Raw genomic sequence first — 12,408 nt, forward strand, 5'->3', positions numbered from 1 at the left:
TGCAGAGCAGGTGCAGCCTCCCATTCGGGAGAGGATTTCCCTTGCCTGACGCAGTAAAGTTGCAACACTGTTATTTCCATTAGGGAAATTCTATTGGGTTTATTTAATCTATAAACTTAACAGAATTGGCTTTAGGAAATATGATAGCGGCATCAGCTTCACTACCGTCGTTGGCATTTAAGGAATCCCCATGGAAAAGAATCACACCGGCCTCGGCGTCGCGGCCCGCCTGCGGATCGGCTTTGGCATCATCCTGGCGATGATGCTGGCATTGACCGCCCTGAGCGTGGTCAAGGTCAACGCCATCGACAACAGCCTGCAGCACATCAGCGAGGTCAACAACGTCAAGCAGCGCTATGCGATCAATTTCCGTGGCAGCGTGCACGACCGCGCGATTGCGCTGCGCGATGTCACCCTGGTGGCAGACGCCGATGTGGCCGCCGTGGTCGCCCTGATCGACAAGCTCGACGCCGACTACCAGCAATCGGCGCGCCCGATGGACGCCCTGTTCGGCCAGGCCAAGGCCAAGGTGATGCCGGAGGAACGCGCCTGGCTCGACAAGATCAAGCAGAACGAAGGGCGCGCCACGCCGCTGGTCAAGCAGATCATCGACGCGCGCCGCGCCGGCGATATCGACGGCGCGCGCAGCCTGATGCTGGGCCAGGCCAGGCCGGCCTTCATCGACTGGCTGGCCAGCATCAACGGATTTATCGACCAGGAAGAAAAGATGACCGAGGCCGAGTCCGAACTGGCCCGCCATGGCGCCCACAACTTCCAGGCGCTGGCCTTGCTGGCCGTGGCGATCGCGATGGCAATCGGCGCCGTGGTAGCGTGGCGCGTCTCGCAACACTTGCTGCGCGCACTCGGCGCCGAGCCGTCCGAGGTGAAAGCGCTGGCCAATGCCGTCGATCGTGGCGAGCTGTACCACAAGGTCAGCCTGCGCGATGGCGACCGCGACAGCATCATGGCGGTACTGGTCAAGATGAGCGGCAACCTGCACGCCACCGTCACCGAAGTGCATGACGCGGCGCAGGCCGTCTCCAGCATCAGCACCCAGATTTCGGCAGGCAACCAGGACCTGTCCAGCCGCACCGAGGACCAGGCCAGCTCGCTGGAAGAAACCGCGTCGGCCATGGAAGAGCTGACCGCCACCGTCAAGCAGAACGCCGACAGCGCCCGCAACGCCAGCAAGCTGGCGCGCGAAGCGTCCGGCGTCGCCAGCCAGGGCGGCGACATCGTCGGCCAGGTGGTGCAGACCATGAACGCCATCGACGCGTCCTCGCGCAAGATCGAAGAGATCATCAGCGTGATCGACGGCATCGCTTTCCAGACCAATATCCTGGCCCTGAACGCAGCGGTGGAAGCTGCGCGCGCCGGCGAACAGGGCCGTGGCTTTGCCGTGGTCGCCACCGAGGTGCGCAACCTGGCCCAGCGCAGCTCCACCGCCGCACGCGAAGTCAAGGCGCTGATCGACGAATCGGTGGAACGCATCCACACCGGCACCGACCTGGCCGAACACGCGGGCAGCACCATGCAGGACATCGTCAGCAGCGTCAAGCGCGTCTCCGACATGGTCGAATCGATTGCCAGCGCCAGCGAAGAGCAACGCGTGGGTATCGAGGAAGTCAACCGCGCCATCGCCCAGATGGACCAGGTGACGCAGCAGAACGCGGCGCTGGTCGAAGAAGCGACTGGCACGGTCGATACCCTGCAGGACCAGGCCGCCCTGCTCAACCACGCGGTTGGCGTGTTCAAGACCGAGCGCAGCGCCGTGGCGGCGCCGGCAGGCCGGTCCACACGCACAGCGGAGCCGCAGCTGCTGCTGGCCGCAACGGCATGACGCTGCCGGTGGTGTTGCGGCAAAACTCGGAACCGGAGCGGGTGCGGGCGCTGCAGCAACTGGGCGTCCTCAACACCAACACCAGCGACTACTTCGACAGCGTGACCGCGCTGGCAAAAACCCTGTTCGACGTCTCGGGCGCCTATATTTCGCTGCTCGACAGCGACCGCCAGTGGATCAAGTCGGCAGTCGGTTACTGCCCGCCAAACACCGACCGCGACAAGGCCTTCTGCCAATACACGATCGCCCAGGCCAGCGTGCTGGTGATCGAAGACACGCTGCGCGATCCCCGCTTTGCCGGCAACCCGCTGGTGGCCGGGCCGCAAGGCGTGCGCTTTTACGCCGGCGCGCCGCTGGTGACGCAGGACGGCTACGCCATCGGCGCACTGTGCCTGATCGACCAGCGCACCCGCGCTCTTCCCGCCAGCGACCAGCAGCGTCTGGCCACGCTGGCCGGCCTGGTGATGGCGCACATCACGCTGGGCCGCGCGGTGGGGCACGTGGATGCGGTGAGCGGCATGCCGAATAAATACCGGTTGGCCGACGACCTGGGTGCAGCCGCCGCGCTGGCCCCGGGGGCGCAACGCGTGCTGGTGGACCTTGCCATGCCCGACGCCGCCCGCGCCTTCGAAATCATCCGCGTGATGGGCGCGGCCGTGCACGACCAGCTGGTGCGCGAAGTGGGCGCCCGTCTGCAACAACTGTTCGCGGATCGTGCCCAGGTCTACCACCTGGGCGACACCCGCTTCGCCCTGCTCTCGCGCGACGCCGACAGCGACGCCTTCATCGACTACCTTTACGGGCTGGACGCGGCGCTGCAAACCCCGCTCACCAGCCTCAATATTCCGCTGGTCCTGCCCGGCTTTGGCGGTATTGTGCGCTTTGCGCTGGGTGCCGATTCGGCTGCCGATGCGCCGCGCCAGGCCGCCGCCGCCGTCAACCAGGCCCTGAGCGCGCAGCAGCGCTGGAGCCTGTACAGTGACAGCGAAGACGCGCAACAGCGCCGTGCGTTCCGCCTGCTGCACGATGTGCGGCGGGCAATTGCCGACGGCGAGTTCGAACTGGTGTATCAACCGAAGCACAACCTGCCCGGCGGCGCCTGCCACGGCGCGGAAGCGCTGCTGCGCTGGCACCACCGCGAGCTGGGCACGATCTCGCCGGCCGAATTCATCCCGCTGATCGAAACCACCGCCCTGATCGGTCCGCTCGGCGACTGGGTCATCAACACCGCCATCGCCCAGCTGGGCGCGTGGCATGCGGCCGGTTACCTGGTAAAGGTGGCGCTGAACCTGTCGGCCTGGAATTTCGAGGAACCGGACCTGGTGGACCGGCTGGCCGCCGCCTGCCGGCAGCATCGCGTCGATCCGCGCTACGTGGAAATCGAGTGCACCGAGGGCGTCTGGATGGAAAGCGCGGACATCCTGGCCACGCTGCACCGCATCCGCGCGCTGGGCATGGGCCTGGCGCTCGACGACTTCGGCACCGGCTACAGCAATTTCTCTTATTTGCAGAAAGTGCCGGCCACGGTGGTCAAGGTGGACCAGTCGCTGATCCGCCACGTCCACACCACCCCGCGCGACCAGCGCATCGTCCGCTCGCTGATCGCCCTGGCGCGCGAACTCGATTACCAGGTCGTGGCCGAAGGCGTGGAAACCGCGCAGTCGCTGGCGCTGATCCGTGAATGGGGCTGCGATGTGGCGCAGGGCTACCATTTTTCGAAGCCGCTGGCGGCTGGGGTGTTTATTGACTACCTGGTGCGGCACCAGCACGGTGCAGACAACACCAGCTAGCGATTGTCTGCCAGCCCGCATCCAGCTACAATGATAACAATTCTCATTTACATTGAATTGCCAGATGCTTGCCGTGTCCCCTTCCTCCACCTGCCAGCCCGATTTCCAGGCCTTGTATGCCGACCACCATTCCTGGTTGCTCGGCTGGCTCAAGCGGCGGCTACATGATGCGGGGCTGGCCGGCGATCTGGCGCACGATACCTTCATCAAGATCCTGGTGGCGCGCGAGGCTGACGCCATTGCCGAGCCGCGCCCATTCCTGGCCACCATCGCCAGGCGCCTGATTGCCAACCACTGCCGCCGCGAAGCGCTGGAGCACGCCTACCTGGATGCGCTGCTACACGCGCCGCAAGCGTGTGCGCGTTCGCCCGAAACCATCGCCATCGTGGTCGAATCGCTGCACCTGATCGACCGCGCACTCGCCAAGTTGCCGGAACCGGCCAGGCAGGCGTTCCTGATGGCGCACCTGGACGGCATGCGCTACGCCGATATCGCCACCGAATTGAACGTGAGCACGCACTCGGTCAAAAAATACCTGACCAAGGCCAACCTGCTCTGCTTCTTTGCCGTGCCCGATTTTGCCGCGTCCTGACATGGCCGAGACCACCGTCTATGCCGATGGCCAGCCGATCGCGCTCGACATCGCGATGCAGGCAGCGGAATGGCTGACCACGCTGATGGATGGCGACGCCACGGTGGCGCAGCGGCAAGCGTGGCGCGCCTGGCGCGACGCCCATCCCGACCACGAACGCGCCTGGCGCCATATCGAACAGGTGAGCGGCAACTTCCAGGAACTCGACGCCAGCGCCAGCCGCCAGGCCCTGGCCCGCCAGCCCACCGCGCGCCGCCAGGGCTTGCGGGCGCTGGTATGGCTGGCGGCATTCGGGGCCACCGGCTGGTTCGCCAGCCGCAGCGATACCGCGCACATCTTGCTGGCCGATGTCTCGACCGGCGCCACGCGCCGGCAAATCACGCTGGCCGATGGCACGGTGCTGCACCTGAACGTCCACACGGCAGTCAATCTCCGCTACACGGCCAGCGGGCGCCTGCTGCAACTGGTCCAGGGCGAAATCCATGTGGCCACCGCGCAGGAACGCCGCACGCCGTACCGCCCGCTCCTGGTCGAGACCACGCACGGCCGCGCGCTGGCGCTCGGCACGCGCTACGTGGTGCGCCAGGACGACGACCAGACCATGGTCGCGGTCGAACAGGGCCGCGTGCGCCTGACGCCACGCGACGGCGGCGCCCCCGTGATTGTCGCGGCCGGCCAGGGCGCGGGCATGACGAACAATCAGGTGCTGCCGGTGCGCGCCATCGGCCCCGAAGCCTGGGCCTGGCGCCAGGGCCTGCTGCTGGCCGACGCCATGCGCTTGCGCGACTTTATCCACGAACTGAGCCGCTACCGCAGCGGCTTCATCGCCTGCGACGACGCCGTGGGCGACCTGCGCATTTCGGGCGTGTACCCGCTGGCCGATACCGACGCCGTGCTGCGCTCTCTGCCCGATGCACTGCCGGTGCGGGTTCAGTACCGCACACCGTACTGGGTGCAGTTGCAAGCGAAATAAAAAATATTTAAAAAAACAGTACCCGTTTTCGATTCCGGCGTGACCCGTATAGGCAAAGTCAACCGACCCACCACTACAAGGTCACCATGTCCCTCATCCGTACCCCGATGGCTGTTGCCATCCAACTGGTTTTTATTTCCTCGGCATTGCTGGCCGGTGCCGGCAACGTGCAGGCGCAAGCCGCGCCATCCTCTGCTGCTACCCCGGCCAGCCATGACTTCCGCGTGCCAGCCGGCGAACTGGGCGCGGCGCTGCGCCAGGTCGCCAGCCAGGCCGGCGTGCTGCTGAGCTTTACGCCCGAGCAAACGCGCGGCAAGACCAGCAACGGCCTCGACGGCCGCCATACCGTAGCGGACGCACTGAACGGCGTATTGCGCGGCACCGGCCTGACTGCGGCCCTCAGCGCCAACGGCGCCTGGGTGCTGCGCGCGGCCGAAGCGCCAACCATGGGCAGCCTGCCGGCCGTCTCGGTCACCGCCCAAAGCGACGCCAGCGAAGGCACCGGCGCCTACGTCTCCACCGCAGCGCTCGGTACCGCCACGCCGCTGGGCCTGTCGCTGCGCGAGACGCCCCAATCGATCAGCGTGATCACCAGCGCGCGCATGGCCGACCAGGGCTTGACCACCATCGGCCAGGTGATGGCGCAGGCGCCCGGCGTCACCCTGTTTTCGCTGGGCAGCGAGCGCACCGGATTTACTGCGCGCGGTTACTCGATCACCAACTACCAGCTCGACGGCGTCAACACCCACTCGGAAAACCTGGGCCTCAACGCCCTACCCTCGCAAAGCCTGGCCGACATGGCGCTGTACGACCGCATTGAAATCCTGCGCGGCGCCTCGGGCCTGATGACCGGCGCCGGCGACGCCTCTGGGGCGCTCAATATGGTACGCAAGAAACCGACCAGGCAATTCCAGTCATCGATTGAAGGTCGGGCAGGGTCGAACCAGCAACTGCGCGGCGCCTTCGATGTATCGGGACCACTGAATAACGATGGCAGCGTGCGCGGCCGCCTGGTGACGGTGGCGCAGGACAACGAGAGCGATATCGACCATTACCGGCACAACAAGCAGGTGGTGTACGGCGTGGTGGAAGCGGACCTGCGGCCCGGCACCACGGTGAGCGCGGGCGTGACCCACCAGCGCAACCGCTCGAAGGGCTCGTTGTCGTACCTGGGCTTCCCGCTGTTCTACAGCAACGGCGTGATGACCGACCTGCCCCGCTCGTTCTCGCCGGCAGCGCCCGGCAACCGCTTCGACACCGATTCCACCGATGTTTTCGCCACGCTCGAGCAGGCGCTGGGCAGCAACTGGAGCCTGAAAGTCTCGGCCAGCCATTTGACGTCGTCGCAGGATGAGCGTTCGGTGTACCTGGATGTGAGCGGCGGCTTTGCCGACCAGGCCACCGGCGACGGCCTGCTGCTGGCCGCCAATCGCCGCAATTACCACCTGAAATCGAACAGCGTCGATGTCAAGGTGCGCGGCCCGGTCACGCTGTGGGGCCGCCAGCACGAACTGGTGTTCGGCCTCGACTACAGCGAATTCCAGAGCAAGACCGACGGCAGCTTCGACTGGAATCTGCAAGGCATGCCGGTCAACCTCTACACCTGGGACCGCAACCAGGCGCCGGTGTTTGGCGACACCTACGTTATCTATGACAGCACCCGGCGCCAGTCCAGCGCCTATGCCGCCGGCCGCTTCAACCTGGCCGACAAGCTGACCCTGATCGCCGGCGCCAAGGTCATGCGCTACGACGAGAACTACGTCACCGATGCACCGACCATCCCCTATTACAGCGCCGCGCCCGCCTCGGAAAAGCACGTTGTCACGCCGTACGGCGGCCTGGTCTATGAAATCAACGAGGTCCACAACGCTTACGCCAGCTATTCCACCATCTACCAGCCGCAGGCGTCGCAAGACCGTTACGGCAACTTGCTGGCGCCGCGCCAGGGCAAGACCTATGAAGCTGGTGTAAAAAGCGGCTGGTTGCAGGGCCAGTTGAATACCAGCGTGGCCGTGTACCGGATTCAACAGGAAAACCTGTCCGAGTCGGACCCCGGCTTCAATGTGCCCGGCACCACCATGCCCGCCTACCGCACCATCAAGGGCGCCCGCACCGAGGGCCTGGACCTGGAAGCGACCGGCGCGTTGACGCCGAACTGGAATGTTTCAGCCTCATGGTCCTATAGCCGCACCAGGAGCAACGAAGACAAGACCATCCAGACCACCTTCCCGCGCAACCTGGTCAAGCTGTGGACCACGTACAAAATGCCGGGCGAACTCAATCGCCTGACCGTGGGCGGCGGCATCAACTGGCAGAGCAAGGTGTATTCGGATATTTCGGCGTGGCAGATCGAACGCGACCTGTACTGGGAACAGAAGTCGTACGCAGTGGCTAGCCTGATGGGCCGCTATGACTTCAGCGACAAGCTGTCGGCGACGGTCAATGTGAGCAACCTGTTTGACAAGAAATATACGGCGTCGGTGTCGGACTGGTGGTACTCGGGCATGTACGGCCCTGGCCGCGCGGTGGCGCTGACGGCCAGGTACCGTTTCTGATGCGATGAAGACAGCCTCCCGCGCCGGGAGGCTGGTTTGGCATTACTTAACGTCGAGCAGTTCGACGTCGAAGATCAGGTTGGAGTTCGGTGGAATCGGACCCACGCCGCGCTCGCCGTAGCCATAGCTGGCCGGCACAATCAGGGTACGCTTGCCGCCCACTTTCATGCCCTGCACGCCTTCGTCCCAACCCTTGATGACCTGGCCGCCACCGAGCTGGAAGCTGAACGGCGAACGACCGACCGACGAATCGAACTGCTCGCCATGCTGGGCCGGCGCGCTCGGCACGTACAGCCAGCCGGTGTAGTTGACGACAGCGGTGGCGCCAGCCACGGCTTCCTTGCCGGTGCCGACGACGGTGTCGATCTTTTGCAGTTCGGTGCTGGCTCCCGGTGCAGCGGCTGGTACTTCAGCGGCCGGGGCTGGTGCTGGCGTTGCAGCAGCAGCCGGGGCTTCGGCAGCAGGCGGGGTTTCTTTTTTGTTGCAGGCGGCCAAAGCCAGGGTGAGGGTCAAACCGAGGATGGCGGAGGACAGCAGTTTCATGAGGTTCTTTCGTGATGGTTGTCAGCCGCCGCAGCATACAGCGCGGCACGCCTTCTGCCAATCCGAAACGGCTGCCGTGCGCGCAGAAATTCCTGCCGCGCCTGCTACCTAGGAGAGAACCGCACCCGCCCACTTCGCGGGTTATGCAGCGCAGGCGACTTGCCTACAATCGACAGCATCCTCCCTCCCGCGAAAGCACACCATGCAAGATTTACTTACCCCCGACAATTGCGCGCTGGTCCTGCTCGACCAGCAAGCCGGTCTGCAATTTGCCGTGCAATCGATGGACCGTCAGACCCTGCTCAATAATTCCGTGGCCCTGCTGGAATCGGCGCTGGCATTCTCGCTGCCGATCGTCGCCAGCACCTCGGCCAGCAAGGTCTACAGCGGCCCGCTGTTGCCCGACCTGCACGCGCTGATCCCCGACCACCCGGTGTTGGAGCGCCGCAATATGAACGCCTGGGAAGACCCGGCGGTGCAAGCAGCCATCGTCGCCACCGGCCGCAAAAAGCTGATCTTCTCCGGCATGCTGACCGAAGCGTGCATCAGCTTTGCCGTGCTCAGCGCCATCGAAGCGGGCTATGAATGCTACGTCGCCGGCGACGCCTGCGGCGGCCTCACCGAAATCGGCCACAACCTCGCCTTGCAACGCATGACCGCCAAAGGCGCACAACCGACCAGCTGGCTGCAAGTGCTGCTGGAACTGCAACGCGACTGGACCCGCCACGACACCTACGACGCGGCGCGCGCGGTGGTGGAGAAAAATGGCGGCGGTTATGGCGTGGGATTGCGGTATGCGCGGCAGATGTTGACGCCGCAGTGAATTGGCCAAATATCTGGCTGTGCTGACATCCTTACCTCAACGGATGTCAGCACCGTCAATTTGACGATCAGAAGCCAGTTTCCACCGTTGAGCCGAGTTTAGGCGCACCTGAGCTTCAGTAGAATGCATGGTAGTCGGCAAGACCAAGCGACTCGAAGGTAACTACTATCAGAATACCGCCATGAAAACTTTTTTAGCGCTCGTGATGACAGCCCTGCCGCTCGCTGTCATGGCTGCTCCCACGCAAGTGCTCGGCATTCCCTTCAATGGAAAGCTCAAGCATTCGCCTGGCATTTGTCCGCTCAACAACGAAAAAGCCGAACAAATTTGCTGGCGGAGCAGTCCGCGCATGGATGACATCGGCGGGCGCTGGGGCAGCGCCTATTTGCCGGATCCGGACTCGCGTCCGCTCTGGGCTGCGCGCGGGTGGTTCGAGATTGCGTTGAAAAAAGACCTGACCGTGACGCGCATTAAAGTGCTGGCGGAAGGCACGGCACGGGAGACGATTTTCCAGTCGATCTCGACCCGATTCGGCGCCCCTGCGTCCGACGATGGCCGCTCTGCGCGGTGGGTGCACAAGGACGCTACCATCCAACTGCTGTGCGCTGCGCCGACCAAGTGCTGGGCGACCTTCAATGTGCCTGCGGCTGAGGCCGATATTGCTGCAGCAACCAGGCTGGCGCAGAACCAGAAGCCCAGGCCGGTCACGCCCTGATGCCACACCGGAAAATACGATCAATTCAGAATTTGGCCTGCCCAGCAGGAATCGAACCTGCGACCCTCAGCTTAGAAGGCTGATGCTCTATCCAACTGAGCTATGGGCAGTTTTTGTACAGCGAGAATTCGCCGCAGAAATGAAAAACGGGTTGTCTAGGACAACCCGTTTAGTGTTTTTGGTCGGAGTACAAGGATTCGAACCTTGGACCCCCTGGTCCCAAACCAGGTGCGCTACCGGGCTGCGCTACACTCCGAAGACAGCATTCTAATACTCCGGGGCTTTGCCGTCAATGGACGGCCCAAAGTATCTTGCAAAATCGAACTAATCAGGCAGCCAGCTTGACGTCGATCTTGTCGGCAATGCGCTGCGCCATCGACCTGGCGTCGTCGGCGCTACGCGCTTCCACCATCACGCGGATCAGCGGTTCGGTGCCGGAGGCGCGGATCAGGACGCGGCCGGTGTCGCCCAGTTCGCGCTCGACCTGCTCTTTTTCCGCCACCATGGCGGCGTTCTCGGTCCAGTCGAAGCCAGGCGTGACGCGCACGTTGATCAGGGTTTGCGGGAACAGCACCAGGTCGGCGGTGGCCTCTTCCAGCGAGCGGCCGGCGCGCTTGAGGGCCGACAGCACTTGCAGCGCCGAGATGATGCCGTCGCCGGTGGTGTGTTTGTCGATGCACAGCAAGTGGCCCGAACCTTCGCCGCCCAGCAGCCAGCCCTTCTCCTGCATCACTTCCAGCACGTAGCGGTCGCCCACCTTGGCGCGCGCGAAGCCCACGCCCTTCTGCTTGATCGCGACTTCCACCGCCATATTGGTCATCAGGGTGCCGACGGCGCCAGCTACCGGGCCGGTGGCCAGGCGGTCGATGACCATCAGGTACAGCAGCTCGTCGCCGTTATAGAGGCGGCCGTTGGCGTCGCACATGATCAGGCGGTCGGCGTCGCCATCGAGGGCGATGCCGAGGTCGGCGCCATGGGCGCGCACAGCAGCGGCCATGGCGTCCGGTGCGGTGGCGCCGTGGGCCTTGTTGATGTTGAAGCCGTCCGGCTTGTTGCCGATGGCGATCACTTCCGCGCCCAGTTCATGGAATACGTGCGGCGCGATGTTGTACGCGGCGCCATGGGCGCAATCGACCACGACCTTCAGGCCGCGCAGATCGAGCTCGTTGGGGAACGTGCTCTTGCAAAATTCGATGTAACGACCCTGGGCATCGTCGAGGCGCTTGGCGCGGCCGAGTTTTTCCGGCGCCACGCATTCCATCGGATGCTCGAGCGCGGCTTCGATCTCGAGTTCGACCGCGTCGGGCAGCTTGGTGCCCTGGTCGGAGAAGAACTTGATGCCATTGTCCTGGAACGGGTTGTGCGAGGCCGAGATCACCACGCCGGCCGACAGGCGCAGTGCGCGCGTCAGGTAGGCAATCGCTGGCGTGGGCATCGGGCCGGCCAGCATCACGTCCACGCCGGCGGCAGCCAGGCCGGCTTCCAGCGCAGCTTCGAGCATGTAGCCGGAAATACGCGTGTCCTTGCCGATCAGGACGGTAGGACGCTTGCTGCCCGTCCCGGTACCTTTGCCGGCCAGGACCTTGCCGGCGGCATAGCCGAGGCGCATAACGAAGTCAGGCGTAATGGGCGAGACGCCCACCAGGCCGCGGATACCATCGGTGCCAAAATATTGTCGTGCCATGTCGTGTGCTCTTTCTGTGTCTGTTATGTCTTTTATTGGGCTGCCTGCCATACCTTGAGCGCGTCCACCGTGTCGGCCACGTCGTGCACGCGGACGATGATGGCGCCTTGCGCCACAGCAGCCAGGGCGCCGCCCACGCTGCCAGCTGCGCGCCGCTCCACCGGCTTGCCGGTGACCGCGCCGATCATCGACTTGCGTGACAGCCCCGCCAGCAGCGGCATGCCTGTCTCTTCGATGAGCCGGCCTGTCGCCTTGAGCAATGCGTAATTATGCTCTACCGTCTTGCCGAAGCCAAAACCCGGATCGATGCATAATCGACGCGGATCAATCCCGGCCTCCAGCAGCGCGTCGATGCGCTCGCGCAGGAAAGCGACCACCTCGTCCACCACGTCGGCGTAGCTGGGCGCCAGCTGCATGTGCTGCGGATCGGACTGCATATGCATGATACACAGCGCGCAGTCGCTGTCGCGTACCGCATCGATGGCGCCGGGGGCGCGGAAACCGTTTATATCGTTGATCATGTCGACGCCGGCAATGATGGCTTCGCGCATCACCTGCGGCTTGTAGGTATCGACCGAAATGGCGGGACCGAGGTCGCGCAGCGCATAGACCACCGGCATCACGCGCTGCAACTCGTCCTCCAAAGACACCGGCGGCGAGCCGGGCCGGGTGGACTCGCCACCGATGTCGATGATATCGACGCCCTCTTCGATCATCGCTTCGGCATGGCCGAGGGCGAACTCGAGCGCCTGGTAGTTGCCGCCGTCGGAAAAGGAGTCGGGCGTGACGTTGAGAATGCCCATCACGCGCGGGCGCCGGCCTGCGCCCTGCAAGGGGTAGTTGAAACGGCCGAACTGGAATGTGGATCGCATCTGATTCTATAAAGAAAAAGG

The 12,408-nt window shown here is 64.3% G+C and carries 10 protein-coding genes and 2 tRNA genes; 7 read left to right on the forward strand and 5 right to left on the reverse strand.

The features are described from left to right. Positions 1–190 precede the first annotated feature (190 nt). From F8197_RS06995 to F8197_RS07015, 5 genes are all read left to right on the forward strand, one after another. On the forward strand, positions 191–1,840 hold the full coding sequence (locus tag F8197_RS06995; RefSeq protein WP_152881290.1) for a methyl-accepting chemotaxis protein: 1,650 nt from the start codon (positions 191–193) through the stop codon (positions 1,838–1,840). Next, a complete protein-coding gene (locus F8197_RS07000) occupies positions 1,837–3,630 on the forward strand; it encodes an EAL domain-containing protein (RefSeq protein ID WP_152881292.1) in 1,794 nt (597 codons plus the stop codon). The genes F8197_RS06995 and F8197_RS07000 overlap by 4 nt, the downstream gene beginning before the upstream one ends. Before the next feature lie 64 nt (positions 3,631–3,694). Beyond that, positions 3,695–4,222 carry a sigma-70 family RNA polymerase sigma factor gene (locus F8197_RS07005; protein ID WP_152881294.1) on the forward strand — a complete coding sequence of 176 codons (528 nt, stop codon included), beginning with the start codon at positions 3,695–3,697 and terminating at the stop codon, positions 4,220–4,222. Position 4,223: 1 nt separating this feature from the next. After that, positions 4,224–5,195, forward strand: coding sequence for a FecR domain-containing protein (locus tag F8197_RS07010; protein ID WP_152881296.1), 972 nt, complete (start codon positions 4,224–4,226; stop codon positions 5,193–5,195). Positions 5,196–5,281: 86 nt separating this feature from the next. Continuing rightward, on the forward strand, positions 5,282–7,750 hold the full coding sequence (locus tag F8197_RS07015) for a TonB-dependent receptor (RefSeq protein WP_152881298.1): 2,469 nt from the start codon (positions 5,282–5,284) through the stop codon (positions 7,748–7,750). A 42-nt stretch (positions 7,751–7,792) separates the two neighbouring features. Here F8197_RS07015 and F8197_RS07020 read toward each other — a convergent pair whose 3' ends face one another. Then, positions 7,793–8,293 (reverse strand): FKBP-type peptidyl-prolyl cis-trans isomerase, encoded by a 501-nt coding sequence (locus F8197_RS07020; RefSeq protein WP_152881300.1) that lies wholly within the window; start codon positions 8,291–8,293, stop codon positions 7,793–7,795. A 202-nt stretch (positions 8,294–8,495) separates the two neighbouring features. Here F8197_RS07020 and F8197_RS07025 point away from each other — a divergent pair, with 202 nt between their 5' ends. Both F8197_RS07025 and F8197_RS07030 read left to right on the forward strand, forming a co-directional pair. Further along, a complete protein-coding gene (locus F8197_RS07025) occupies positions 8,496–9,116 on the forward strand; it encodes a hydrolase (protein ID WP_152881301.1) in 621 nt (206 codons plus the stop codon). A gap of 127 nt (positions 9,117–9,243) precedes the next feature. After that, complete coding sequence (locus F8197_RS07030; protein ID WP_152881303.1) at positions 9,244–9,831, forward strand: hypothetical protein; 588 nt, start codon at positions 9,244–9,246, stop codon at positions 9,829–9,831. 33 nt (positions 9,832–9,864) lie between these two features. Here F8197_RS07030 and F8197_RS07035 read toward each other — a convergent pair. The 4 genes from F8197_RS07035 to folP all read right to left on the reverse strand — a co-directional run bounded on the left by F8197_RS07035 (position 9,865) and on the right by folP (position 12,387). Next, positions 9,865–9,941, reverse strand: a tRNA-Arg gene (locus F8197_RS07035). A 69-nt stretch (positions 9,942–10,010) separates the two neighbouring features. Continuing rightward, positions 10,011–10,087 (reverse strand) — tRNA-Pro (locus F8197_RS07040). Between the two features lie 72 nt (positions 10,088–10,159). Further along, entirely contained in the window at positions 10,160–11,515 is a 1,356-nt protein-coding gene (glmM, locus tag F8197_RS07045; protein WP_152881305.1) for a phosphoglucosamine mutase, read from the reverse strand. A gap of 32 nt (positions 11,516–11,547) precedes the next feature. Then, the gene (gene folP / locus F8197_RS07050) at positions 11,548–12,387 is read right to left on the reverse strand and encodes a dihydropteroate synthase (RefSeq protein ID WP_152881307.1); all 840 of its coding nucleotides are present in this window, start codon (positions 12,385–12,387) and stop codon (positions 11,548–11,550) included. Between the last annotated feature and the right edge of the window lie 21 nt (positions 12,388–12,408).

Source organism: Duganella sp. FT27W (assembly GCF_009295655.1).
Lineage (GTDB): Bacteria > Pseudomonadota > Gammaproteobacteria > Burkholderiales > Burkholderiaceae_D > Rugamonas > Rugamonas zoogloeoides.